The sequence below is a fragment of the Mesorhizobium sp. C395A genome (genome assembly GCF_030323205.1).
GTDB lineage: Bacteria > Pseudomonadota > Alphaproteobacteria > Rhizobiales > Rhizobiaceae > Mesorhizobium.
Genome location: NZ_CP100473.1, coordinates 2,612,771 through 2,639,259, shown reverse-complemented (window position 1 = coordinate 2,639,259; position 26,489 = coordinate 2,612,771). Strand labels below are relative to the sequence as shown.

Sequence of the window (26,489 nt, the reverse complement as noted above, 5' to 3'; positions counted from 1 at the left end):
TCCGCTTGGGCCAGCCCGCTCTAAACGGTTCGTTAGGCTTAATGGGAGATAAAGACGGGAGTGTTGTCAGAGCTGCTCTCACCGGTTGTGGCGCGCGCGTTTGTGAAGCCTGTTCCCGTTGACGCCCATAGTGCCCCATGATATCCCATTTCGATACCAAAGCCTTCGTTCCGCGTCAGGGTAAAGCGTACGCCAATCGGGCAGCCGCGGCGGCTGTGCGTTTGCGGGGTTTTGCCGCTGGGATCGAAGCGGATTTTCGGCAGGGGATGCGCTTCGGCGCGGACGAAAACATGGAGAGGGGTGCGGCGGCGGAAGCGGCTGCAGCGTGTCATGGACCGGTTTCTGTCAAGCGCGGTGAACAGGATCGATGCGAAGGGGCGGGTCTCCGTTCCGGCGCATTTCCGCGCGGTCGTGCAGAAGCGCGGCTATTCCGAACTCTATGCGCTGCGCGGCCTGGACGTGCCTGCGATGGATGTCGGCGGGCTCGATCTGCTCGACCGCTACGAGCAGCGCATCGCGCTGGAAGACCCTTTTTTGCAGACGGCGGACGATATGTCGTTCTTCTGCCATGGCGACGGGACGTTCCTGAAGCTCGATCAGGATGGCCGCATCACGATGAGCGATTTCATCCGCGAGCATACGGGCATCACGAGCGAAGTGGCCTTTGTCGGCCGTGGCAATTTCTTTCAAGTTTGGGAGCCTGGACGGCTGGCCGCCTATGGGGCGCAGGCGCGCGCTCGGCTTTTGCAGCTTCGGCAGGGGACGAAGGCTCACGAGGCCAAGGCTGGGGAGCGGCCGGAATGATGGCGGATCACGGCGATGATCTCAGCGCCGTTGGCGGACCGGTCCGCCACATTCCGGTCCTCCTCGCCGAAGTGCTGGAGGCGCTCTCACCCAAAGCCGGCGATGTGATCGTCGACGGCACGTTTGGCGCCGGCGGCTACACCAAGGCGATCCTGGCGAGCGGCGCCTCGGTGGTGGCGATCGATCGCGATCCCGATGCGATTGCCGCCGGGCGCGGCCTGGAACAGCAATCCGGCGGCAGGCTAAGGCTGGTGCAGGCGCCATTTTCGACGCTGGACGAGCAGGTCGAGAGCGCCGACGGCGTTGTCCTCGACATCGGCATTTCCTCCATGCAGGTCGACCAGCCCGAGCGCGGCTTTTCGTTCCGCACCGACGGGCCGCTCGACATGCGCATGGCGCAGGCGGGCTTGAGTGCTGCCGACGTCGTCAATTCGTTCAAGATAGGCGACCTTGCCCGCATCTTCGGCTTCCTCGGCGAAGAGCGGAATGCCGGCCGCATTGCCCGCATGATCGAGTCACGCCGCGAAAAACGTCCGTTCGAGCGCACGCTCGATCTCGCCGACGCCATCGAAACGCATATCGGCCGCGCGCCGAAGGACAAGATTCATCCGGCCACCCGCGTCTTCCAGGCGCTGCGCATTTTCGTCAATGACGAGCTGGGCGAATTGGCCAAAGCCCTAATGGCATCCGAGCGGGTATTGAAGCCCGGCGGGCGGCTTGCGGTGGTGACGTTCCATTCGCTGGAAGACCGCATCGTCAAGCGCTTCATCGCCGACAGCGCCGACGTCGCCACCGGCTCACGTCATTTGCCCGAGGCTCACGCACGCACTGCGACCTTCCGCAAGGCTGGTGGCGGCGTGACGGCAGGCGATGCCGAGGTCGCTGCCAATCCGCGGGCGCGCTCGGCCAGGCTGCGTACCGCTATCCGCACCGAGGCGCCGGCGCGCGCCGGTGATCTCACCATTTTCGGCCTTCCAAAGCTTCCCGGCATCCAGGCGCCGCGAGAGAGGTGAATACGTGTTTCGAACCAGCGACATAGTCCTGATCGCCGTCATGGTCTCGGCCGCGGCCCTGACCTACAAGGCCAAGCGCGAGGCCGAGGAACAGCTGGCTTCGGTGCAGAAGATCGAGGCGCAGATCCGCTATGAGGAGGACACGATCGACCTGCTCAAGGCCGACTGGAGCCTGCTGACCCAGCCGTCGCGCCTGCAGAAGCTGGCTGAAATCTACAAATCGCAGCTCGCACTCGAGCCGGTCAATGCGCGGCAGATCGTCGGGCTCGACGACCTGCCGGCAAAACCGCTCAACATCGAGGACCTGTCGTCGCAACGGCTTGGCGGCATGGCCGACAATTCCGGCAAAGGACCAGCCGACAAGGATCCCGTGGTCACCGGAGCCATCGTCCAATGATCGCTGGATTTCCAATGCGCGCCAAACTTCCGTCGGTCGGCAAATTGCTGAAGCGCCGCGCACGGACCGGCGAGGACGGCTCCATCGTGGTCGAAGGCGCGCGCAAGGCGACCGGCGGCAAGGCCAAGACCCGCATCGTGATGACGATGGCGGTGTTCTTCGGCATTTATTCGACCATCGCCGGGCGGCTGGTCTATCTCGGTTTCCAGTCCCCCGACATGTCGAATGGGCCGCAAAGCCGGGTGACGGCGTCGCGTCCCGACATCGTCGACCGCAACGGCGAGGTGCTGGCGACCGACATCAAGACGGCATCGCTGTTTGCCGAGCCGCGCCGCATCGTCGATGCCGACGAGGCGATCGAAAAGCTGTCGACCATTCTGCCAGATATCGACCCCGAGCAGACCTATCACAAGCTGAAAAGCGGCGCCGGCTTCGTCTGGCTGCAGCGGCAGCTGACGCCCAAGCAGCAGGCCGACATCATGCAGCTCGGCATTCCCGGAATCGGCTTTCGCACCGAAAAGCGCCGCTTCTATCCTGCCGGCGTGACCTCGTCCTACATTGTCGGCCTCACCAACATCGACAATCAGGGCATCTCCGGCATGGAGAAGTACATTGACGAGCAGGGCCTGAGCGACCTGCAGGCCTCAGGCTTGGCGATCGCCAAGGATCTGAAGCCGGTTCAGCTGTCGATCGACCTGCGCGTCCAGCATGTGGTGCGCGACGAGATTGCCGCCGGCCTCGAGCGCTATCGCGCCATGGGCGCCGGCGCCGTCGTGCTCAACATCAAGACCGGCGAAGTGGTGGCGATGGCCTCGGTGCCGGATTTCGATCCGAACAATCCCTTCAATGCGCAGGACAAGGACCGCCTGAACCGCATGTCGGCCGGCCTCTACGAGATGGGCTCGACCTTCAAGAGCTTTACCTCGGCCATGGCGCTCGATTCCGGCAAGGCGAACATGAACAGCCGTTTCGACGCCTCGCATCCGATCCGGGTCGGCCATCAGGCCATTCACGATTTCCACGGCAAGAACCGCGTGCTGTCATTGCCGGAGGTGTTCCTTTACTCCTCCAACATCGGATCGGCGCGTGAGGCCGAAATGGTCGGCATCGAGGGGCACCGCGAATTCCTGCATCGCCTTGGCCTTCTGGACAGGATGCAGACCGAACTGCCTGAGGTCGCGCGCCCGACCGAACCGAAGGTCTGGAAACAGGTCAACTCCTTCACCATCGCCTTCGGCCATGGCGTGTCGACGACGCCGCTGCAGGCCGCCGTCGGCTGCGCGGCGCTGATGCAGGGCTATTTGATCCCGCCGACTTTCCTGGTCCGCAGCGAGCAGGATGCCATGTCGGTGGCCAAGAGAGTGGTCAGCGAAAAGACTGTGGAGGGCATGCGCTACCTCTACACGCTCAATGCTGAGAAAGGCTCGGCCAGAAACGCCAGGGCCCCCGGCTACCGCGTTGGCGGCAAGACCGGAACCGCCGAGAAGGTCATCAATGGCCGCTACTCGAAGGAACTGAATTTCAACACCTTCGTCGCTGCCTTCCCGATGGACGATCCGCAATATCTGGTGTTTACGATCGCTGACGCTCCGCACCCGGAAAAGCCCGGGATGACCGACGTCGCCGCCAACAATGCGGGTGTCATGGCCGGAAACATCATCAGGCGGGCAGCCGCCATGCTTGGCGTGAAGCCAGATTTCAGCCATGAAAATGGCGCAACGCTGGTTTCCTATCAGTGATTCTTAGGGCGCGCCGGCAACTGCGCGCCATTTTGTTGAGATAAACGGGGTTCGATGCACCTGAGAGATTTAGCCGGTATCCTGCCTGTCGAGGGAACATCTTCCCGCGATGTGGAGGTAACCGGGATTTCGTCGGATTCCCGCACGGTCAAGACCGGCGTGGTCTTTTTCGCGCTCGCCGGCAGCAAGGCGGATGGTTCGGCCTATGCCGCCGATGCGGCAAAGCGCGGCGCAGCGGCGGTTGTCGTGGGCAAGGCCAGCGCCGTTTCCGGTCAGTCCGTCCCGGTGCTCAGTGTCGACGACGCACGCCTGGCGCTGGCGCTGAGCGCGGCACGTTTCTTCGGCAGCCAGCCGGAGACCATGGTCGCGGTTACCGGCACCGCAGGCAAGACCTCGGTCGCCGCCTTCACCAGGCAGATCTGGGAGCAGGCCGGCTTTGGCGCCGCGTCCATTGGCACCACCGGCGTGGTGGCGCCGGGCCGCAACGACTACGGTTCGCTGACCACGCCCGATCCGGTGGCTTTGCACCAGTTGCTCAAGGAATTGGCGGAGGCCGGCGTCACCCATGCCTCGATGGAGGCTTCCAGCCATGGTCTCGACCAGCGCCGCCTCGATGGCGTCAAGCTCGCCGCGGGCGGTTTCACCAATCTCGGCCGCGACCATATGGACTATCATCCGACGGTCGAGGACTATCATCGCGCCAAATTGCGCCTGTTCGACACGCTGCTGCCGAAAGGCGCGCCGGCGGTCATCTTTGCCGACGATCCGTGGTCGGCGCCGACCATCCAGGCTGCGCAGGCCGCGGGGCTCAATGTGCTGACTGTCGGCCGCCATGGCGATTTCCTGCGCCTGAAGCGGGTCGAGCACGAGCGCCACCGCCAGCGCGCCGAGGTCGAAGCCGACGGCGTGCTCTACGAGATCGACCTGCCGCTCGCCGGCGACTTCCAGATCGCCAATGCCCTGGTTTCGGCAGGGCTGGCCATTTCCACCGGAACGCCGGTCGCCAAAGCTTTGATGGCATTGGAGAAACTCCAGGGTGCGCCGGGACGGCTCGACCTGGTCGGCGCCACCGCCAATGGCGCGCCCGTCTATGTCGACTATGCCCACAAGCCGGATGCGCTGGAAAATGTACTGGCCGCCGTGCGCCCGTTCACCACCGGCCGCGTCATCGTCGTGTTCGGCTGCGGCGGCGACCGCGACCGGGGCAAGCGGCCGATCATGGGCGGAATCGCCACGCGGCTGGCCGATGTCGTCATCGTCACCGACGACAATCCGCGCTCGGAAGTGCCGGAAACGATTCGTGCCGCGATCCTGGCAGCCGCACCCGGCGCCATCGAAATCGGCGACCGCCGCAAGGCGATCCACGAAGCGGTCGCCATGCTCAAAGCGGGCGATACGCTGATCGTTGCCGGCAAGGGCCATGAAGAGGGCCAGACCATCGGCGCCGAGACTTTTCCGTTCTCCGACCACGAAGAAGTCCGCTCGGCGCTGCGGGAGCGGGCCGCATGAGCGTGCTCTGGACTTCCGAGGCGCTGGTCGACGCCATGGGCGGTCGGCCGCTCGGGCCGATGCCGGAGGGAATTTCGGGGATCTCGATCGACAGCCGCAGCCTGCAGCCGGGCGACGCCTTCTTCGCCATCAAGGGCGAGGCGATGGACGGCCATGACTTCGCGACCGCGGCGATCAAGGCCGGCGCCGGCGTTCTGGTCGTCGCCGAGGGCAAATTGCCGTCGCTTGGGCGGCTGACGGCGCCGATGATCGTCGTGCAGGATGTGCTGGCAGCACTGGAGAAACTCGGTGTTGCCGCCCGCGCCCGTTCCAGCGCAAAAATCATCGCGGTGACCGGATCGGCCGGCAAGACCACCACCAAGGAGGCGCTGCGTCATGTGCTGTCGGCCGTCGGCACGGTGCATGCTTCGGCGCAGTCCTTCAACAATCATTGGGGCGTGCCGCTGACGCTGGCGCGCATGCCCGGCGATTGCGACTATGCGGTGTTCGAGATCGGCATGAACCATCCGGGCGAGATCCGGCCGCTGGTCAAGATGGTCCGGCCACATGTGGCCATCGTCACGATGATCGCCGCGGCGCATCTCGGCTTCTTTAGAAATCTCGACGAGATCGCCAAGGCCAAGGCCGAGATTTTTGAAGGCATCGAGCCCGGCGGTGCGGCCTTGCTCAACCGCGACGATGCGCGATGGAAGCTGCTCGACAAGATGGCGCGAGCCGCCGGCGTCGAACATGTCTTTGGCTTCGGCGAGAATGCACGGTCGACCTACAAGCTGACCAAATGCGAGCTGCATGCCGATCATTCCGACATCACCGCCAGGATCGGCGGGCAGGATGTGACGGCGCGCATCGGCGCGCCCGGCCGCCACATGGTACAGAACGTCCTGGCGGTGCTCGGCGCCGCGCATTTGGTTGAAGCCGACATCGGCAAGGTGGCCTTGGCACTGGCCGATCTGTCGGCCGAGCGTGGCCGTGGGAAGCGCCATATGCTTCGCCACCCCAAGGGACCGATCACACTGATCGATGAGAGCTACAACGCCAATCCGGCCTCGATGGCTGCTGCCATGGCGCTGCTCAACGCGACGCCTGTCACGGGCGAGGGCCGGCGCATCGCCGTGCTCGGCGACATGCTCGAGCTCGGCGACCATTCGGCCAAGCTCCATGCAGCCCTTGCCGAGTTGATCGTCGGCACCGGCACAAACACGGTCTTTCTCGGCGGTCCGGAAATGCGGGCGCTGGCAGACATCCTGCCCGACGAGATCAAAACGGAATACCGCGCCGGCGCCGAGGAATTGAAGCCGCTGCTGTTGTCGACGCTGAAGGCCGGCGACGTGGTGATGATCAAATCGTCGAAAGGCATCGGCTTTTCAAAGCTGGTCGAGGCCTTGCTCGGCAAATATCCGGCGGAAGCCGCAGGCACGAAACAGAACTAGTCCGGGGAACGGAATCGTATGTTTACATTGCTCGTCGATTTTGCGGACAAGGTCTCGGTCTTCAATGTCTTCCGCTACATAACTTTCCGCACCGGCGGTGCGCTGATCACCTCGGCGCTGATCGTCTTCATCTTCGGGCCGACCATCATCAATTCGCTTAGGCTGCGGCAAGGCAAGGGCCAGCCGATCCGCGCCGATGGCCCGCAGACGCATTTCAAGAAGGCCGGCACGCCGACGATGGGCGGGCTGATGATCCTGTGCGGCATCGTCGGCTCGTCGCTTCTATGGGCGAACCTCTCCTCGATCTATGTCTGGGTGGTGCTCTTGGTGACGCTGGGCTTCGGTTCGATCGGCTTTTACGACGACTATCTCAAGGTAACCAAGCAGTCGCATCTCGGCTTTTCCGGCAAGGCGCGGCTGGCGTTAGAATTCGTCATCGCCGGCATCGCCGCCTGGGCGATCATGCATAATGGCCAGGCGCCGTTCTCGTCGTCGCTGACCTTCCCCTTCGCCAAGGAATTCATCATCAATCTGGGCTGGTTCTTCGTGCCGTTCTCCTGCTTCGTCATTGTCGGCGCCGGCAATGCGGTGAATTTGACCGATGGCCTCGACGGGCTGGCGATCGTGCCGATCATGATTGCGGCGGCATCCTTTGGCGTCATCGCCTACCTCTCCGGCAATGCGGTGTTCGCCGAATATCTGCAGATCCATTTCGTGCCCGGCACCGGCGAGCTGGCTGTCGTGCTTGGCGCCGTCATCGGCGCCGGCCTCGGCTTCCTCTGGTTCAACGCGCCACCGGCGGCGATCTTCATGGGCGACACCGGTTCGCTGGCCATGGGTGGCCTGATCGGTACGGTCGCGGTCGCCACCAAGCACGAGATCGTGCTGGTCATTGTCGGCGGATTGTTTGTCGTGGAAATCCTGTCGGTCATCATTCAGGTCGGCTACTTCAAGATGACCGGCAAGCGCGTGTTCCTGATGGCGCCGATCCATCATCATTTCGAAAAGCTCGGCTGGACCGAAAGCCAGGTGGTGATCCGCTTCTGGATCATCGCCGTCATCCTGGCGCTGGTCGGCCTGTCGACCCTCAAGCTGAGATAGGAACCCGCTTGATCCCCGCCGCATCCTTTTCGGGCAAACGCGTTTCGCTCTTCGGGCTCGGTGGCTCGGGGACCGCCACGGCGCGCGCGCTGATCGAGGGCGGCGCCGACGTGCTCGCCTGGGACGACAATCCCGATAGCGTCGCCAAGGCTGCTGACCAAGGCATTGCGACCGCCGATCTGCGCGGCGCCGACTGGTCGAAATTCTCGGCCTTCGTGCTCTCACCCGGCGTGCCGCTGACGCATCCCAAGCCGCACTGGACGGTGGAGTTGGCGCGTGGCTCCGGCGTCGAGGTGATCGGCGATATCGAATTGTTCTGCCGCGAGCGGATTGCGCGCGCGCCTGATGCGCCGTTCATCGCTATCACCGGCACCAACGGCAAGTCGACGACCACGGCGCTGACCGCGCATATCCTCAAATCGGCAGGGCGCGACACGCAGATGGGCGGCAATATCGGCCGGGCCATCATGACGCTCGATCCACCGCAGGCTGACCGGGACTATGTCGTCGAGTGTTCGTCCTACCAGATCGATCTCGCGCCCTCGATCAACCCGACGGCCGGCATCCTGCTCAACCTGACGCCCGACCATCTCGACCGCCACGGCACCATGCAGCATTACGCTTCGATCAAGGAGCGGCTGGTTGCCGGCAGCGAGACGGCGATCGTCGGCGTTGACGATTCCTGGTGCGCGCAGATCGCTGACCGGCTGGAGAGGGCGGGCCGGGAGGTGATCCGCATCTCCAAGCGGCTGCCGCTGACCGACGGCTATTTCGCCGACGGCTCTGATCTGATGGAAGCCGTGCATGGCCGCTACAGCCGCGTCGCCTTCCTCGAAGGCATCGGTTCGTTGCGCGGCCAGCACAATGCGCAGAACGCGCTTGCCGCCGTCGCAGCTTGCCTCAAGGTCGGCTTGAGCCTGGGCGAAATCCAGGCGGGACTGGAAAGCTTCCCCGGCCTCGCGCATCGCATGGAGCAGGTCGGCCGCAAGGATCATGTGCTGTTCGTCAACGATTCCAAGGCGACCAATGCCGATGCGGCGGCACCGGCGCTGTCGAGTTTTTCGCGCATTTACTGGATCGCCGGCGGACTGCCCAAGGAAGGCGGCATCGAGCCGCTGCGCGGTTTCTTCCCGCGCGTCGCCAAGGCCTATCTGATCGGCGAGGCGGCGCCCGCATTCTCGGCGACGCTCGGCGAAGCCGTGCCCTATGAAATCTCGGGCACCCTGGCCGCCGCGGTCGACCATGCCGCGAAAGACTCGGCCAAGGATGACAACGGCGAGGTGGTGGTACTGCTGTCGCCGGCCTGCGCCAGTTTCGACCAGTTCAAGAATTTCGAAGTTCGCGGCGAAGCCTTCAGGCAAGCTGCGAATGCTATCGAGGGCGTGAAACCCATCGGAGGGGCACGATAATGCAAAGCCGTCTCGACAAAAGCCCGGTTGCAACCTGGTGGTGGACGATCGATCGCTGGTTCCTGGCGGCGTTCCTGTCGCTGATGGGGCTTGGCATCGTCTTGTCCTTTGCGGCAAGCCCGGCGGTGGCCGAACGCATCGGCCTCGACAGTTTCCACTTTGCCACCAGGCAGATCATCTTCACCGTGCCGGCGCTCGGCGTGATGCTGGCAGTGTCCTTCCTGGAATCGCGGCAGATCCGGCGCATGGCGCTGATCATCCTGGGGATCATGCTGGTGCTGATGGTCGCCGTGCTCTATATCGGCGTCGAGGTGAAAGGCGCGCGGCGCTGGGTGTCGTTTGTCGGCATGTCGATCCAGCCGTCGGAATTTCTGAAACCCGCCTTCGTCATCGTCTGCGCCTGGCTGTTCGCCGAACACAAGCGCCAGCCCGACATTCCGGGCAATTTGTTTGCCATGCTGCTGCTGATCCTGGTCATCTCGCTTCTGGTGGCGCAGCCCGATCTCGGCCAGACCATGCTGGTGACCGGCACCTGGGGCGTCATGTTCTTCATGGCCGGCCTGCCCTGGCTATGGATCATCGCGCTTGGCGCCACCGGCGCCGGCGGCCTGTTTGCCGCTTATACGGTGTTCCCGCACGTCGCCGCCCGCATCGACAAATTCCTGACCGGCGAAGGCGACACGTTCCAGGTCGACATGGGCCGCGAGGCGCTGATCAACGGCCACTGGTTCGGCGTCGGGCCGGGCGAGGGCACGGTCAAGCGGGTCATTCCCGACGCGCATGCCGACTTCGTCTTTTCGGTCGCCGGCGAAGAGTTCGGGCTGATCATGTGCTTCTTCATCATGTCGATCTTCGCCTTCATCGTGCTGCGCGGCCTCAGCACGGCGCTGAAGGAACATGATGATTTCACCCGCTACGCCGTCGGCGGTCTCGTCACCGTGTTCGGCCTGCAGTCGGTCATCAACATGTGCGTCAACCTGCAACTGATGCCGGCCAAGGGCATGACGCTGCCTTTCATCTCCTATGGCGGCTCCTCGCAGATCGCCATTGCCATCTCGATGGGCATGGTGCTGGCGCTGACCCGCAAGCGACCGGAAAAGCGCAAGCAGATGGGCTTTGCCCTGTCGCAGCGCGCCCTGCCGGCGGAGTGATATGGCGCGGGGTGTCATCCTTCTCGCGGCGGGCGGAACAGGCGGACATTTGTTTCCGGCCGAGGCGCTGGCGCATGAGCTGATCGAGCGCGGCTGGAGCGTGCATCTGGCGACGGACGACCGCGCCGAGCGCTTTGCCGGCCATTTCCCGGCCGCCGCCATCCATCCGATCCAGTCGGCGACGATGGGCTCGAAAAACCCTGTCGCGCTGCTTGGCGCGTTCTGGAAGATCTGGCGCGGCGTGCGCCAGGCCTCCGCCGTCATCGCCAGGATCAAGCCTGATGCGGTCGTCGGCTTTGGCGGTTATCCGACCTTGCCACCGCTCTATGCCGCGACGCGGCGCAAGCTGCCGACGCTGATCCATGAGCAGAACGCGGTGATGGGCCGCGCCAACCGGGCGCTGTCCGGGCGCGTCGATGCCATTGCCGGCGGCTTCCTGCCGCAAGATGAAAGCGCCACAGGCGCCAAGACGGTGACGACCGGCAATCCGGTCAGGCCGCCAATCCTGGAGGCGGCAAAGACGCCCTATAAGGCATCCCAAGGGGCGGATCCGTTCAGGCTCCTGGTGTTCGGCGGCAGCCAGGGCGCGCAGTTCTTTTCCGATGCCATGCCGGCGGCGATCGCACTTCTGCCGGAGGCGCAGCGCAAGCGGCTGGTGATCACCCAGCAGGCCCGCGCCGACGACGTGGCGCGGGTGAAGGCTGGCTATGCGGCACTCGGCGTCCATGTCGAGGTCTCGCCCTTCTTCACCGATATGGCACAGCGCATGGGCGCGGCGCATCTGGTGATCTCGCGCTCCGGCGCCTCGACGGTTTCGGAGATCGCCGTCATCGGCCGGCCGGCGCTGCTGGTGCCTTATCCCTATGCGCTGGATCACGATCAGGCGGCGAACGCAGCCGCCCTTGCCGCGGCGGGCGGCGGCGAGGTGCATCCGCAATCGTCACTGTCGCCGGAGCGCATCGCGGCTCTCATTGGCGGGCTGATGGACACTCCCGAGCGGCTGACGGCCATGGCTGCCGGAGCGAAGTCGGCTGGCCGGCCGAACGCGGCACGGTTGCTCGCTGATCTCACAGAGGCTATTGCGTCCAGAAAAACCGTTTCGGATTTCAGGAAAGGGACGCATTGATGAAGATGCCGCAGACCATCGGCCTTGTGCATTTCATCGGCATTGGCGGGATCGGCATGAGCGGCATCGCCGAGGTTCTGCACAATCTCGGCTACAAGGTGCAGGGTTCGGACCAGGCCGACAGCGCCAATGTCCAGCGGCTGCGCGACAAGGGCATCGAATGCTTTGTCGGCCACAAGGCCGAGAATATCGGCGCGGCCGAAGTGGTGGTCGTCTCCACCGCGATCAAGAAATCCAATCCCGAGCTGAAGGCCGCGCGGGAGAAGTTGCTCCCAATTGTCCGCCGGGCCGAGATGCTGGCCGAACTGATGCGCTTCCGCCAGGCGGTCGCGATCGGTGGCACGCATGGCAAGACCACAACCACGTCGATGGTGGCGACGCTGCTCGATGCCGGCGGGCTCGACCCGACGGTGATCAATGGCGGCATCATCAATGCCTATGGCACCAATGCCCGTATGGGCGATGGCGAGTGGATGGTGGTCGAAGCCGACGAAAGCGACGGCACCTTCCTCAAGCTGCCGGCCGAGATCGCCGTCGTCACCAACATCGATCCCGAGCATCTGGACCATTATGGCAGTTTCGACAAGGTGCGCGAGGCCTTCCGGCAATTCGTCGAGAACGTGCCGTTCTACGGTTTTGGCGTGATGTGCACCGACCATCCGGAAGTACAGGCGCTGGTCAGCCGCATCGAGGACCGCCGCGTCATCACCTATGGCGAGAACGCGCAGGCCGATGTGCGTTTCACCAACCACCGCATGGCCGGTGCCGTCTCGGCATTCGACGTGGTGATCCGCGACCGCAAGACCGGCGGCCAGACGACGATATCGGATCTGCGGCTGCCGATGCCCGGCCGCCACAACGTCTCCAACGCCACCGCCGCAATTGCGGTCGCGCATGAACTCGGCCTGTCGGCCGAAGCGATCAAGAAGGGGCTGTCGTCCTTTGCCGGCGTCAAGCGGCGCTTCACCCACACCGGCTCGTGGAACGGCGTCGACATCTTCGACGATTACGGCCACCACCCGGTCGAGATCACGGCGGTGTTGAAAGCGGCGCGCAGCGCCACCAAGGGCCGCGTCATCGCCATTGCGCAGCCGCACCGCTTCACCCGGCTGCACGATCTGTTCGACGAGTTTTCGGTCTGTTTCAACGATGCCGACACGGTGATGGTGGCGCCGGTCTATGCGGCGGGCGAGGAGCCGATCGACGGCGTGACCTCGGAGGCGCTGGTGTCGCGCATCCGCTCCGGCGGCCATCGCGATGCGCGCTACGTCGAAACCCCTGCCGCGATTTCGCCCGTCATTCGCGCGTTGGCGAAACCGGGCGACTTCGTCATCTTCCTGGGCGCCGGCAACATCACCCAATGGGCCTATGCGCTGCCTGGGGAACTCGGCGGTACCGTCTCATGATGCGCGGCCAGGACCTGCTCGACAAACTTGGCGACCGGCTTGCCGGCCTGCGCGGCCGCATCACGCCCAATGCCGAGATGGACAAGATCACCTGGTTCCGCGCCGGCGGTCTGGCGGACGCCCTGTTCCAGCCGGCCGACGAGGAGGATCTGGCTGCCTTCCTGCGCGCCGTGCCGGAGGACATCCCGCTCACCATCGTCGGTATCGGCTCCAACCTCCTGGTGCGCGACGGCGGCATTCCGGGTTTCGTCATCCGGCTTTCGGCAAAGGGCTTTGGCGAGGCCGAGGTGGTTTCGCCGACCGTCATCAAGGCCGGTGCTGCGACGCCCGACAAGCGCGTCGCGGCCGTCGCTTATGAGGCCGGCATTGGCGGCTTTCATTTCTATCACGGCATTCCCGGCGCCATCGGCGGGGCGCTGAGGATGAATGCCGGCGCCAATGGCGTCGAGACGCGGGAACGTGTCGTCGAGGTGCGGGCGCTCGACCGCAAGGGCAATCTCCACACACTCAGCAATGAAGACATGGGCTATGCCTATCGTCACTCGGCCGCACCTGCCGGGCTGATCTTCATCTCCGCCGTTTTCGAAGGTGTTCTGGAAGACCCAGAGGCGATCAAGGCGGCCATGGACGCCGTCCAGACGCATCGCGAGACGGTGCAGCCGATCCGCGAGAAGACCGGCGGCTCAACCTTCAAGAATCCGGAAGGCACCTCGGCCTGGAAGGAAATCGACAAGGCGGGCTGCCGCGGTTTGATGATCGGCGGCGCGCAGATGTCGCCGATGCACTGCAACTTCATGATCAACACCGGAACAGCGACCGGTTACGATCTCGAATATCTCGGCGAGACGGTGCGCGCTCGCGTGCTTGAAAAATCGGGCATCCGCCTGCAGTGGGAAATCAAGCGCCTCGGCAATTTCCGCCCCGGCCATGCCGTGCAGGAATTCCTCGGACAGCTTCTTTAGCGCAAGCTGAAGTTCATGTGATGCTTGAACTTCAAAGGTCTGAAACAACAGCGCCACCGTTGCTCCAAAGACTCACAACACGCTTTTTCCGGCCGTTTTCGCGGAAAGTGAATCTGTCGGAATCATAAGCACTTGCCAGCGAATCAACTCTCTGATTCTCTGCCTTAAAGCGTTTCCTGATTTGAGTCGTTCGACGCGTCGACCGCGTTTTCCGTCTGGGGGGGCAACCTGCCGGGAGACTCGGACTCAATCTGGTCGCTGAATGCGTGGTTGCGGGCCCGCCGTGAGAGGGATGATGGGATATGAAGAACAAGCATGTGGCTGTCCTCCTGGGCGGATTCTCGTCCGAGCGGCCCGTGTCTCTGTCTTCGGGAAAGGCGTGTGCGGATGCGCTTGAGAATGAAGGCTACCAGGTTACCCGCGTCGATGTTGCGCGCGATGTCGGCGCCGTGCTCACCGAACTCAAGCCCGATGTCGTCTTCAACGCACTGCACGGCCCGTTCGGTGAAGACGGCACCATCCAGGGCATCCTCGAATATCTGGCCATTCCCTACACCCATTCGGGCGTGCTCGCCTCGGCGCTCGCCATGAACAAGGAGCAAGCCAAGAAGGTCGCCAAGGCTGCCGGCATCGCGGTGGCGGAATCGAAGGTTGCCAGCCGCTTTGCCATCCAGAACAAGCATCCGATGAAGCCGCCCTACGTGGTCAAGCCGGTCAATGAAGGCTCAAGCTTCGGCGTCGTCATCGTGCATGAAGGGCAGTCGCATCCGCCGCAGGTCATCGGCTCGTCCGAATGGAAATATGGCGAGACCGTCATGGTCGAGCGCTACATCCATGGGCGCGAGCTGACCTGCGCCGTCATGGGCGACGTGGCGCTCGGCGTCTGCGAGATCATTCCGACCGGCCATTCCTTCTACGACTATGATTCAAAATACGTCGCCGGCGGATCAAAACACGAAATCCCTGCTAAAATTTCATCAAATATTTACCAAAAAATACAGACACTGGCGCTCAAGGCACATCTGGCTATCGGCTGCCGGGGCGTTTCCCGATCGGACTTCCGCTATGACGACCGTCACTCCGAAAACGGCGAGATTGTCTGGCTCGAGATCAACACTCAGCCGGGCATGACGCCGACGTCTTTGGTGCCTGAAATCGCCGCCCAGGCCGGGCACTCGTTTGGCGAATTGTTGAGTTGGATGGTGGAGGACGCTTCGTGTCTGCGTTGAAATGGGGGCAGGACAAGGGCAGGGGCGGCGCCGGGCCGGCGCTGTTCGGCATGCCGTTGTCGTTCGACCATTTCGTGCTGCCGCGCGTGCTGCGCCGGCCGGTGCGCGTGCTGGCGCGCCTGGGCGGCGGCGACTTCGTCGCGCCGCGCTTTTCCGCGGCCATCCTGTCGGCTTCGCTCATTGCATCAAGCAGCCTCTATGGCGCCATTCTCGGCGGTCATGCCGACGACATCGTCCAGAGCATCACCGCCCGGACCGGCTTTGCCGTCGACCAGATCAAGGTGGTCGGCAACCGCCAGACTTCGGAGATCGACATACTGGACCGGCTCGAGCTCGACGGCTGGACGTCACTGATCGGCTTCGATGCCGAGGCCGCGCGTGAACGTATTGATACCTTGCCCTGGGTCGAAGTGGCGGCGGTGCGCAAGGTCTATCCACATACGCTGGAAGTGCGTGTCGAGGAGCGCGAGCCCTTCGCGCTCTGGCAGCAGGGCGCGGAGCTTTCGGTCATCGAACGCTCCGGCGCGGTGATCGCGCCGTTCTCCGGCGGCAAGCAGGCGCTGCTGCCGCTGATCATCGGCACCGGCGCGCCGGCCAAGGCCCCCGACTTCGTGGCCAAGATCAACAAATTTCCCGAGCTCGCGGCTCGGGTCAAAGGCTATATCCGCATCGGCGAACGGCGCTGGGACCTTAAGCTGGAAAACGGCATCACGATCAAGCTGCCCGAGGATGGCGAGGATCAGGCGATCGCCGATCTGGTTCGGATGGACCACGACAACGGGCTTCTGACGCGGGACATCGCCGCCGTCGACATGCGCATCTCCGATCGCCTGGTGGTGCAGCTGACGCCGGAAGCGGCGACGCAGCGCCAGGCCGCGCTCAATGAAAAGCCGCAAAATCTGAAGCGCAAGTCGGGGACGAAGATATGAGCTGGCTTGGCGGCAACAGCGATGCCTCTTCGCGGCGTTCCGGCACGCTCACCGTGCTGGATGTCGGCTCAAGCAAGGTTTGCTGCGTGGTGGCGAAACTGAAGCCGCGCGAGGACGGCAAGCTGTTGCGCGGCCGCTCGCACCGCATCCAGGTGATTGGCATCGGCCACCAGAAATCGCACGGCGTGAAGTCGGGCGTGGTCGTCGATCTCGACCGCGCGGAGCACGCCATTCGCCTGTCCGTCGACGCAGCCGAACGCATGGCGGGACTGACCGTGGATTCGCTGATCGTCAACATGACGGCCGGCCGGCTGAAGAGCGAAACCTATTCGGCCACCATCAATCTCGGTGGCCATCAGGCCGACGAAGCCGACATCAAGCGCGTGCTTGCCGCCGGCGCCAAGCAGGCGCTCAAGGCCGAACGCGACGTGATCCATTCGCTGCCCGTCGGCTTTTCGCTGGACGCCGAGCGCGGCGTGCGCGATCCGCGCGGCATGGTCGGCGACCAGCTCGGCGTCGATATGCATGTGCTGACGGGCGATGCCGCGCCGCTGCGCAATCTGGAGCTCTGTATCAACCGCTCGCATCTTTCGGTCGAGCGCATGGTGGCGACGCCCTATGCCAGCGGGCTTGCGGCCCTGGTCGACGACGAACTGGAAATGGGTGCGGCCTGCATCGACATGGGCGGCGGCACGACGACCATCTCGGTGTTTTCGGAAGGCAAATTCGTCCACGCCGATGCCATTGCCATCGGCGGCAATCATGTGACGCTCGATATGGCCAAGGGCCTGTCGACCTCGCTCGACGCCGCGGAGCGGCTGAAGGTGATGCATGGTTCGGCGCTGCCTGGCAGTGCCGACGATCGCGACCTGGTCTCGATCCAGCCGATCGGCGAAGACGGCGAGATGCCGCTGCAGATCCCGCGCTCGGTGATGACGCGCGTCATCCGCGCCCGCATCGACGAGACGCTGGAACTGTTGCGCGACCGGCTGAACAAGTCGGGCTACGGCAATGCCGTGGGAAAACGCGTCGTGCTGACCGGCGGCGCCAGCCAGCTTGCGGGTCTCCCCGAGGCGGCGCGCCGCATTCTGGGACGCAATGTGCGCATCGGACGCCCGCTCGGCGTGGCGGGCCTGCCGGAAGCTGCCAAGGGGCCGGCTTTCTCGACGGCGGTCGGGCTGCTGATCTATCCGCAGATGGCGAGCTTCGAGAGCCATCCGGCGAAAGGAATTTCCGGTCTCAGGATGACCGGGACGGGCGGAAAACTGCATCGCATGAGTCAGTGGTTGAGAGACAGTTTCTAATTGACGGGGACAGCCCCATAGGCGGCCGCGGCGGCGAAGCGGCGGGAAAGGCAAAGGACGGAGACAATGACGATCAATCTGCAAAAGCCGGACATCACCGAGCTCAAGCCGCGGATCACCGTATTCGGTGTCGGCGGCGGCGGCGGCAATGCCGTCAACAACATGATCACCGCGGGCTTGCGCGGTGTCGAGTTCGTCGTGGCCAACACCGATGCACAGGCGCTGACCATGTCGAAGGCCGAGCGGCTGATCCAGCTCGGCGCGCATGTCACCGAGGGGCTCGGCGCCGGCTCGCAGCCTGAAGTGGGCCGTGCGGCGGCGGAAGAGTGCATCGATGAGATCATCGATCATCTCTCCAACACCCATATGTGCTTCGTCACCGCCGGTATGGGTGGCGGCACCGGAACCGGTGCGGCTCCCGTGGTTGCCCGCGCGGCGCGCGAACGGGGTATCCTCACCGTCGGCGTCGTCACCAAGCCGTTCCATTTCGAAGGCCAGCGCCGCATGAAGACGGCGGATCTCGGCATCGAGGAGCTGCAGAAATGTGTCGATACCCTGATCGTCATCCCCAACCAGAACCTGTTCCGGCTGGCCAATGACAAGACCACCTTTGCCGACGCCTTCGCCATGGCCGACCAGGTGCTCTACTCCGGTGTTGCCTGCATCACCGACCTGATGGTCAAGGAAGGTCTGATCAATCTCGACTTCGCCGACGTGCGTTCGGTGATGCGCGAAATGGGCAAGGCGATGATGGGCACCGGCGAAGCTTCGGGCGAGGGCCGCGCGATGGCCGCCGCCGAGGCGGCGATCGCCAATCCGTTGCTCGACGAGACCTCGATGAGGGGCGCCAAGGGCCTGCTGATCTCGATCACCGGCGGCCGCGACCTAACCCTGTTCGAAGTCGACGAGGCCGCGACCCGCATCCGCGAGGAAGTCGATCAGGACGCCAACATCATCCTCGGCGCCACCTTCGACGAGGAACTCGAAGGCGTCATCCGCGTCTCGGTGGTCGCCACCGGCATCGACAAATCGGCAGCTGAAATTGCCGCGGCGCCGATCTCGATCCGGGCCGTGCCGCCGCAGCAGAAGCCGGTCAGCCGCCCAGCGGCTCCGGGGGCGGAAGGCCGTCCGGCACCGGTCCAGCAGCAGACCTATGAGCAGCGCGCGGCCGATCCGGTGGCCGAGGCGATCCAACTTGCCGAGGCCAATGCGGCGGCAATGGCTCGTCCGACGCCGATGGCCCAGGCGGAAGATTTCCGCCCGCAGAGCAAGATCTTCCAGGCCCCGCCTGCCCAGCCGCAGCCTGTCGTGCAGCAGGTGATGCAACCGGCGCCGATGCGGGAAATGCCGCAGCCGGTGGCTGCCGCACCGCAGCGCATGCCGCGGGTGGAGGATTTTCCGCCTGTGGTGCGGGCCGAGGTGGAAGCCAAGGGCCGTCCGGCCGACCATGAAAACAGCGGGCCGATGGGGCTGCTCAAGCGGCTGACCAACGGGCTGACCCGCCGCGAAGAAGAGCCGGCCCGGTTGCAGCCGGCACAGCCGCGCGAACCGAAACTGCGCCAGGCGGCGCCGGAAATGCGCCGCCTTGCCAGCCAGGATCCGCAGCTTTACGCGCCGCGCCGCGGTCAGCTCGACGATCAGGGCCGGTTGACGCCGCAGACCAGGTCGACCCAGGAAGACGACCAGCTGGAGATACCGGCTTTCCTGCGCCGCCAGGCCAACTGAGCCGTTAACGGTATGTAACACTTGTTAACAGGCAGACGAGAGATTGTCTGCCTGTTAACGTTTAAAGTGGTTTAATAACAAGGCGTTACGATGTGACGCTCAAGGTCTGTCGCGGTTACACAGAGTAAGAAACCGTGATTTGGAGTCTCCCTGACAGACCATTATCTTTGCCGCAGCACTTTCGGTGTGCTGGGATTCGGGGAAGTGGCCCTGCCTGCCGATAAAAAAGAGCCGCGCCTTTTGGGTTAAAGCGGACTTAGGCGTTTGGGCTATGGGGTTTGTCTTGCAAGACTATCAGACGACACTGAAATCGCGTGCAACGCTGACCGGTACCGGCGTTCACAGCGGCAAACCGGTCACCGTCAATTTCCTCCCTGCGGACGCCGACACCGGCGTGCTCTTCCACCTTTCGAACGGAAGCGAGAGCCGCGAGTTCCGCGCGCTGGTTGCTGAAGTCGGCGCGACCGATCTCTGCACCATGCTCGGCGATCCGGCAGGCGAGCATATCGCCACCGTCGAACATCTGATGGCGACGCTTTTCGGGCTCGGCATCGACAACATCGTCATCGAGATCGACGGTCATGAGGTTCCGATCCTCGATGGCAGTGCGGTGGCGTTCGTGGAAGCCATCGACCAAGCCGGCATCGAGACGCTGGCGGTCAAGCGCCGCTACATCAGGGTGGTCAAGCCCGTCCGCATCGAGAATGGCGCGTCCTGGGCCGAGTTCAGGCCCTATAGCGGCACGCGCTTCGAGGTCGAGATCGATTTCGAAAGCCCGGCGATCGGCCGCCAGCTATTCGCCTCCGACATCAACCCCGACATCTTTCGCCAGGATATCGCGCGCGCCCGCACCTTCGGCTTCATGAAGGATGTCGAGCGGCTGTGGGCGGCCGGCTATGCGCTGGGCTCCTCGCTGGAGAACTCGCTGGTGATCGGCGACGACAACCGGGTGATCAACATGGGCGGCCTGCGCTACCCCAATGAGTTCGCTCGCCACAAGACGATGGACGCGATGGGCGATCTGGCGCTGGCCGGCGCCCGTTTCATTGGTTGTTTCCGCTCCTATCGCGGTGGTCACCGGATGAATGCGGCCGCTTTGCGGCGGCTTCTGTCCGACCGTTCGGCCTTTGAGGTCGTCGAGACCACGCGCCGCGAGCGCGGCCGCACCGCCGAGATGAGCGCCGTCACCGGCCCTGTCTTTGCACCTTGGGTGATCTGATTCTTAACGATTTTCTGGCTTTCTGAGCGCGGGCTGGTGTTGCATGAATGCATCACCGGCGGGTGAAAGCGCATAGCGTTCGAGCCAACACCAAGTCGCCACAAAAATGTGCGATTGGCTAGACATAGCGTTGCTGGGCAAGGCAGTTATGGTTTATGGCTGCTGCCGTGTGTTAGGCGCATGTCGCTCAAAAGTGGGGATCAGTTTTGAGGGAACGCCATGCGAAAGGCATTGAACTAACGCCGAAAGGGCGCAATCCAATCATGTTCTTCAAGCGAGTTGGTCAATCGAAAGCGCCGTATCGGGCTGTTTTCCTGGCGCTTTCGGTGGTTGTGCCATCGCTGTTCCTCTCGGCCTGCATGTCGTCCGAGAAAGACGTCGACCTGTCGACCTATGTCGACCAGACCGAACCGGCCGACGTCCTTTACAATCAAGGCCTTGCCAATCTCAATGCCGGCCGCCTGGATGAGGCGAGCAAGAAGTTCGACGCCGTCGACCGCCAGCACCCCTATTCGGAATTCGCCCGCAAGTCGATGGTGATGGGCGCCTTCGCCGACTACCGCGCCGGCCGTTATGACGAAGCGATCGGCTCGGCAAAGCGCTATCTGACGCTTTATCCGTCGACCGACGACGCGGCTTACGCCCAGTATATTATCGGGCTGAGCTACTACAAGCAGATCAAGGACGTCACCCAGGATCAGAAGGAAGCACGCCAGACCGTGCAGACGATGCAGGATCTGGTGACGCGCTGGCCGACGTCGGAATATGTCGACGACGCCAAGGAAAAGATCCGTTTCGCCAACGACCAGCTGGCCGGCAAAGAGATGCAGATCGGCCGCTATTATCTCGAGCGGCGCGAATACATTGCTGCCGTCAAGCGCTTCCGCAACGTGGTCGAGAACTATTCCAACACCCGCCATGTCGAAGAGGCGCTGGCGCGTCTGGCCGAAAGCTACTACGCGATGGGCTTGACCTCGGAAGCGCAAACCGCCGCTGCGGTGCTCGGCACCAATTATCCCGACAGCCAATGGTACAAGGATACCTACAAGCTGTTGCAGAGCAACGGGCTTGAGCCGCGCGAGAATGCCGGATCGTGGATATCCAAGGCCGGCAAGCTGATCACCGGCGCCTGACGCCCGAGCATCGACTGAGGCGGAACGCGCTTTTCGGATTGATCCGACGCTCAAACAAAAAGATAGTGCGGCGCTGCGACTCCATCGGTCGCATGCCGCTTCACACAGCGGTTCAGTGGTTTGATTGAGGCTCTGAACCGTCCTAACTTTTTGTTGTACGCAATTCCGGACGGAAAACCGCTACGCACTTTTCCTGGAATTGCTTGAGGTCCGGGTTCTGATGCTTTCCAGACTGTCGATCCGCGATATCGTCCTGATCGAGAAGCTGGATATCGACTTCCAGCCCGGCCTTTCCGTGCTGACCGGTGAAACCGGCGCCGGCAAATCCATCCTTCTCGACGCGCTGTCGCTGGCGCTTGGCGCCCGCGGCGACGCCTCGCTGGTGCGGCACGGTGCTGCCCAGGGCCAGGTCATTGCCGTCTTCGATGTGCCGCGCAACCACCCGGTGCGCGCGCTGCTGGCCGAAAACGCCATCGAGGATGACGGCGACATCATCCTGCGCCGGCTGCAGACGGCGGATGGCCGTACCCGTGTCTTCGTCAACGACCAGCCGTCCAGCGTCACGCTGATGCGCGACATAGGCCACGCGCTGGTCGAGATCCACGGCCAGCATGACGAGCGCGCCCTGGTCGATCCAGGCGCGCATCGCGAATTGCTGGACAGTTTTGGCGGCCATCTCGGCGCCGCCCGCGCGACCGGCGAGGCGTGGCGCTACTGGCGCGGCGCCGAGCAGGAGTTTGCCAGGCACCGCGCCAAGGTCGAGGCAGCGGCGCGCGAGGCCGATTATCTCAGGGCCTCGGTGGCGGAACTGGCAAAGCTCGATCCGCAGCCCGGCGAAGAGACACAGCTGGCGGAATTGCGTGCAACGATGATGCGGGCGGAAAAGATCGCCTCGGAAATACACGATGCACAGGATGTGCTGTCAGGCCCGTCCTCGCCGCTGCCGCAACTGGCCAGCCTGCTGAGGCGCCTGCAGCGCAAGGCCAGCGAAGCGCCGGGACTGCTCGAGGATGTGGTGAAGTCGCTGGACGAGGCGATGCTGTCGCTGGATGCAGCGCAATCGGGCGTCGAGGCGGCACTGCGCGCCACCGAATACGACCCGCAGAGGCTGGAGAAGGCGGAGGAGCGGCTGTTTTCGCTGCGTGCGGCCTCACGTAAGCACAGTGTGGCCGTTGACGATTTGGCGCAACTGCGCGACACCATGTCCGCCGATCTCGCCGATCTTGATGCCGGCGAGGGGCGCCTGCATGTCCTGGAAAAGCAGGCCTCAGCGGCGCGCGAAGCCTACGATATTTCCGCAGCCCAGCTCTCCGCCCTTCGCCATGCGGCCGCGGTCGGCCTGACCAAGGCTGTGATGGCCGAATTGCCGGCGCTGAAGCTGGAACGGGCTGAGTTCATCGTCGAACTGGCCAGCGATGGCGAGAACCGCATGGAAGAAGGCATCGACCAGGTCGAGTTCTGGGTGCGCACCAATCCCGGCACCAGGCCTGGGCCGATGATGAAGGTCGCCTCCGGCGGCGAGCTGTCGCGCTTCCTGCTGGCGCTCAAGGTGGCGCTGGCCGACCGTGGCTCGGCGCCGACATTGGTCTTCGACGAGATCGACACCGGCGTCGGCGGCGCCGTGGCCGATGCGATCGGCCAAAGGCTGGCCAGGCTGTCGAAGCGCGTGCAGGTGCTGTCGGTCACGCATGCTCCGCAAGTGGCGGCACGTGCTGCGACGCATTTCCTGATCTCCAAATCCGGCGGCTCGGACAAGGTCGCCACCGGCATCGCGGAAATGGACCGGGCGGCGCGCCAGGAAGAGATCGCGCGCATGTTGGCCGGCGCTACCATCACCGACGAGGCGCGCGCAGCCGCGGAACGGCTGCTGCGCGAGAATATTGCTGCAGCGTAGTCGTCGCAAGGCTTTCGGACTGAGTCAGGATATGGCTCCATCCCGCTGTTCAGGAATGCTTTTTCCGAAATCCTGATTTATGGTGTCGCGCCACTGTCCAGGGACCGCTGCATGTCTGAAAAACCAGTCGAATCGTTGAGCGAAAGCGAAGCCGCGGATGAGCTCCAGCGGCTGGCCGAGGAGATCGCCGGTCATGACAGGCGCTATCATGCCGAGGACGCGCCGACGATTACGGACGCGGAATATGACGCGCTGCGGCGGCGCAATCTTGCCATCGAGGAGCGCTTTCCCGGTCTGGTGCGCGAGGATTCGCCCTCGCTGCGGGTCGGCGCCGCGCCGGCGGAGGGCTTTGCCAAGGTGCGCCATGCGGTGCCGATGCTCAGCCTCGCCAAGGCCTATACAGACGAGGACGTCACCGATTTCATCGAGCGTGGCCGGCGCTTCTTCGACCGCGACAAGGATCTCGACATTGCGTTTACGGCCGAGCCGAAGATCGACGGCCTGTCGGCGTCGCTGCGCTATGAACGCGGCGTGTTCGTGCAGGGTGCTACGCGCGGCGACGGCGCTGTCGGCGAAGACATCACCGCCAATCTCAGGACCATCGCCGACATCCCCGCCAAGCTCAAAGGATCGGGCTGGCCCGAGACCATCGAGATCCGCGGCGAAGTCTACATGACCTATGCGGAATTCGAGGCACTGAAGGCCCGCTCGGCGGCGGTGGGCGGCCAGGACTATGTCAATCCGCGCAATACCGCGGCCGGCTCACTGCGACAGAAGGATGCGTCCGTCACCGCCAGCCGCAATCTTAAGTTTTTTGCCTATGCCTGGGGCTACACGACAGCGGATCCGGCGCCGACCCAATATGATTCGGTGCAGAAATTCGCCGAATGGGGGTTCAAGGTCAGCCCGCTGATGGTGCGGGCGAAGTCGGTCGAGGAGCTGATCGCGCACTACCACAAGATCGAGGAGCTGCGTTCGTCGCTCGGCTACGACATCGACGGTGTCGTCTACAAGGTCGACCAGCTGGAATTGCAGCGTCGCTGGGGCTTTGTCACCGGCGAGCCGCGCTGGGCCGTTGCGCACAAATTCCCGGCCGAACAGGCGATGACGACGGTGCAGAAGATCGATATCCAGGTCGGTCGTACCGGCACGCTGGCGCCGGTGGCGCGGCTGGCGCCCGTCACGGTCGGCGGCGTGGTGGTCGAAAACGTCACGCTGCACAATGAGGACTACATCAAAGGCTTCGACAGCAACGGCCTGCCGATTCGCGACGGCATCGATGTCCGCATCGGTGACACGGTTGTCATACAACGGGCGGGCGATGTCATTCCGCAGATCGTCAGCGTGGTCGTCGACAAGCGGCCGGCTGATGCGGTGCCTTACGAATTCCCGCACATTTGTCCGGTCTGCGGCTCGTCGGCGACGCGCGAAATCAACGAAAAGACCGGCAAGGAGGATTCGCGCCGGCGCTGCACCGGCGAGCTGATTTGCGCTGCCCAGGCTGTGGAGCGGCTGCGTCATTTCGTGTCGCGCGGCGCGCTCGACATCGAGGGTCTGGGCGCCGAGAATATCGACCTGTTCTTCAATTCGGGACTGGTCAAGACCGCCGCCGATATCTTCACCCTCAGGGATCGCCGCCCGGGCGTCACCAGGGCGCTGGCCGAGCGGCGCGAGGAGCAGGCCAGGCAGCGCGAGGCGGCATCGGGCAAGGCGCGCAAGAATGTGCGCGGTGTCGAGGACCGCAATTATGGAGGCCTCGACAAGCTGTTCGCGGCCATCGATTCGCGCCGCGAGCCGGAGCTCGACCGCTTCATCTTCGCACTCGGCATCCGCCATATCGGCGAAACGACGGCGGCCGTGCTTGCGCGGACGTTTTCGACCATCGAGGAGCTGATCCGCGTGGGCAAGGAAACGGCGGCGGCTGAGGATCCGCACAGCGTCTTCCCCTCCATCAACGGCATTGGCGACACGGTGATCGATGCGTTGCGCGATTTCTTCGGCAATGAACGCAATGACGACGTGCTCGACAGACTGCTCGAACAGGTCAAGCCGAAGCCGTATGTCGTCACCGTGTCGGCCGACAGCGAGGTTGCCGGCAAGACCATCGTCTTCACCGGCACGCTGGAAAAGATGACACGCTCCGAAGCCAAGGCGATGGCCGAACGGCTCGGCGCCAAGGTGGCGGGTTCGGTGTCGGCGAAGACCGATCTGCTGGTGGCCGGGCCGGGCGCCGGCTCCAAACTGAAGCAGGCCAGCGAACTCGGCGTCGAAGTCATCGACGAGGACACCTGGCTGCAACGGGTCGGCAAGGCATGACCGCCGGTTCGTTCAAAGGGTTCGGGCAAAAGGCCATACCGTTCCTGAAGGCGCTCGACTTCCACCAGAGCCGCGAATGGTTCCAGGAAAACCGCGCGCTTTACGACAGCGAGTTGCATGAGCCGTTCTGCGATCTGGTCGAGACGCTGACCGAGCGCTTCGCGGCGGCGGGTCTGGGCTTGCGCGGTGACCGCAAGAAGTCACTGTTTCGCATCAACCGCGACGTGCGCTTCGCCAAGGACAAGCGGCCCTACAACCAGCATTTGTCGGCCATGCTGTCGCCGGATGGCACCAAGATGGAGCAGGGCGTGTTCTTCGTCTATGTCGGGATCGACCGCTGCTTTGCCGATGTCGCCTGGTGGAATCCGGAGCCGTCCCTGCTGCTGGCGATGCGCAAGGCGATCGTCGCCCGGCCGGCCGAGTTCCGAAAACTGCTTTCAACCCTTAGGAAAAACGGCTTCGAACTCGAAACCGAGGGCCGCATGAAGCGCACGCCGCGCGGCTTCGAGCAGGTCAACGAACCCGATCTTGTCGACGCCATCCGCAACCGGCACTTCTATGTCCAGCACATGATCGATCCGGCTGGAATTCACGCGCCGACGCTGGTCGACGAGCTTGTCGATTTCGCCTTGCGCGCCAAGCCGCTGCTCGACTGGGGCAGGGCGATCCAGGGCACGGCACCGCGGAGCTAAA

At 63.9% G+C, this 26,489-nt stretch carries 21 protein-coding genes; all 21 read left to right on the top strand.

Features of this window, described 5'->3' with window-relative positions:
• Positions 1–330: 330 nt before the first annotated feature.
• The 21 genes from mraZ (at position 331) to NLY37_RS12955 (ending at position 26,488) form a co-directional block, all read left to right on the top strand.
• A complete protein-coding gene (mraZ, locus tag NLY37_RS13055) occupies positions 331–804 on the top strand; it encodes a division/cell wall cluster transcriptional repressor MraZ (RefSeq protein ID WP_023682144.1) in 474 nt (157 codons plus the stop codon).
• On the top strand, positions 801–1,817 hold the full coding sequence (gene rsmH / locus NLY37_RS13050; RefSeq protein ID WP_023741699.1) for a 16S rRNA (cytosine(1402)-N(4))-methyltransferase RsmH: 1,017 nt from the start codon (positions 801–803) through the stop codon (positions 1,815–1,817). Before mraZ ends, rsmH begins: the two co-directional genes overlap by 4 nt.
• 4 nt (positions 1,818–1,821) lie before the next feature.
• The gene (gene ftsL, locus NLY37_RS13045) at positions 1,822–2,214 is read left to right on the top strand and encodes a cell division protein FtsL (protein ID WP_023682142.1); all 393 of its coding nucleotides are present in this window, start codon (positions 1,822–1,824) and stop codon (positions 2,212–2,214) included.
• A 14-nt stretch (positions 2,215–2,228) separates the two neighbouring features.
• Positions 2,229–3,953, top strand: coding sequence for a peptidoglycan D,D-transpeptidase FtsI family protein (locus NLY37_RS13040; RefSeq protein WP_023741698.1), 1,725 nt, complete (start codon positions 2,229–2,231; stop codon positions 3,951–3,953).
• 54 nt (positions 3,954–4,007) lie between these two features.
• Positions 4,008–5,462, top strand: coding sequence for a UDP-N-acetylmuramoyl-L-alanyl-D-glutamate--2,6-diaminopimelate ligase (locus NLY37_RS13035; protein WP_286442531.1), 1,455 nt, complete (start codon positions 4,008–4,010; stop codon positions 5,460–5,462).
• Positions 5,459–6,892, top strand: a complete 1,434-nt coding sequence (locus NLY37_RS13030; RefSeq protein ID WP_023741697.1) for a UDP-N-acetylmuramoylalanyl-D-glutamyl-2,6-diaminopimelate--D-alanyl-D-alanine ligase — start codon at positions 5,459–5,461, stop codon at positions 6,890–6,892. Before NLY37_RS13035 ends, NLY37_RS13030 begins: the two co-directional genes overlap by 4 nt.
• Before the next feature lie 18 nt (positions 6,893–6,910).
• On the top strand, positions 6,911–7,993 hold the full coding sequence (mraY, locus tag NLY37_RS13025) for a phospho-N-acetylmuramoyl-pentapeptide-transferase (RefSeq protein ID WP_023668273.1): 1,083 nt from the start codon (positions 6,911–6,913) through the stop codon (positions 7,991–7,993).
• Positions 7,994–8,001: 8 nt separating this feature from the next.
• A complete protein-coding gene (gene murD / locus NLY37_RS13020; protein ID WP_023688030.1) occupies positions 8,002–9,402 on the top strand; it encodes a UDP-N-acetylmuramoyl-L-alanine--D-glutamate ligase in 1,401 nt (466 codons plus the stop codon).
• Complete coding sequence (gene ftsW / locus NLY37_RS13015; protein ID WP_023668275.1) at positions 9,402–10,553, top strand: putative lipid II flippase FtsW; 1,152 nt, start codon at positions 9,402–9,404, stop codon at positions 10,551–10,553. The genes murD and ftsW overlap by 1 nt, the downstream gene beginning before the upstream one ends.
• Position 10,554: 1 nt before the next feature.
• Positions 10,555–11,679, top strand: coding sequence for an undecaprenyldiphospho-muramoylpentapeptide beta-N-acetylglucosaminyltransferase (gene murG, locus NLY37_RS13010; RefSeq protein ID WP_023688031.1), 1,125 nt, complete (start codon positions 10,555–10,557; stop codon positions 11,677–11,679).
• Positions 11,679–13,085 carry a UDP-N-acetylmuramate--L-alanine ligase gene (gene murC, locus NLY37_RS13005; protein WP_023668277.1) on the top strand — a complete coding sequence of 469 codons (1,407 nt, stop codon included), beginning with the start codon at positions 11,679–11,681 and terminating at the stop codon, positions 13,083–13,085. Before murG ends, murC begins: the two co-directional genes overlap by 1 nt.
• Positions 13,082–14,047 carry a UDP-N-acetylmuramate dehydrogenase gene (gene murB / locus NLY37_RS13000; RefSeq protein ID WP_031246129.1) on the top strand — a complete coding sequence of 322 codons (966 nt, stop codon included), beginning with the start codon at positions 13,082–13,084 and terminating at the stop codon, positions 14,045–14,047. The genes murC and murB overlap by 4 nt, the downstream gene beginning before the upstream one ends.
• Positions 14,048–14,349: 302 nt before the next feature.
• A complete protein-coding gene (locus NLY37_RS12995) occupies positions 14,350–15,276 on the top strand; it encodes a D-alanine--D-alanine ligase (protein WP_023668279.1) in 927 nt (308 codons plus the stop codon).
• A complete protein-coding gene (locus tag NLY37_RS12990; protein ID WP_023688033.1) occupies positions 15,264–16,205 on the top strand; it encodes a cell division protein FtsQ/DivIB in 942 nt (313 codons plus the stop codon). The genes NLY37_RS12995 and NLY37_RS12990 overlap by 13 nt, the downstream gene beginning before the upstream one ends.
• Positions 16,202–17,509 (top strand): cell division protein FtsA, encoded by a 1,308-nt coding sequence (gene ftsA, locus NLY37_RS12985; protein ID WP_023697016.1) that lies wholly within the window; start codon positions 16,202–16,204, stop codon positions 17,507–17,509. The genes NLY37_RS12990 and ftsA overlap by 4 nt, the downstream gene beginning before the upstream one ends.
• A 66-nt stretch (positions 17,510–17,575) precedes the next feature.
• Positions 17,576–19,234 (top strand): cell division protein FtsZ, encoded by a 1,659-nt coding sequence (gene ftsZ / locus NLY37_RS12980; protein ID WP_023712437.1) that lies wholly within the window; start codon positions 17,576–17,578, stop codon positions 19,232–19,234.
• A gap of 271 nt (positions 19,235–19,505) precedes the next feature.
• Positions 19,506–20,453, top strand: a complete 948-nt coding sequence (gene lpxC / locus NLY37_RS12975; protein ID WP_023668283.1) for a UDP-3-O-acyl-N-acetylglucosamine deacetylase — start codon at positions 19,506–19,508, stop codon at positions 20,451–20,453.
• 263 nt (positions 20,454–20,716) lie between these two features.
• Positions 20,717–21,586, top strand: a complete 870-nt coding sequence (locus NLY37_RS12970; protein WP_023668284.1) for an outer membrane protein assembly factor BamD — start codon at positions 20,717–20,719, stop codon at positions 21,584–21,586.
• A gap of 220 nt (positions 21,587–21,806) precedes the next feature.
• Entirely contained in the window at positions 21,807–23,480 is a 1,674-nt protein-coding gene (recN, locus tag NLY37_RS12965; protein ID WP_023668285.1) for a DNA repair protein RecN, read from the top strand.
• Between the two features lie 111 nt (positions 23,481–23,591).
• Positions 23,592–25,796 (top strand): NAD-dependent DNA ligase LigA, encoded by a 2,205-nt coding sequence (gene ligA / locus NLY37_RS12960; RefSeq protein ID WP_023741695.1) that lies wholly within the window; start codon positions 23,592–23,594, stop codon positions 25,794–25,796.
• Positions 25,793–26,488, top strand: a complete 696-nt coding sequence (locus NLY37_RS12955) for a DUF2461 domain-containing protein (protein WP_023741694.1) — start codon at positions 25,793–25,795, stop codon at positions 26,486–26,488. The genes ligA and NLY37_RS12955 overlap by 4 nt, the downstream gene beginning before the upstream one ends.
• Position 26,489 lies beyond the last annotated feature (1 nt).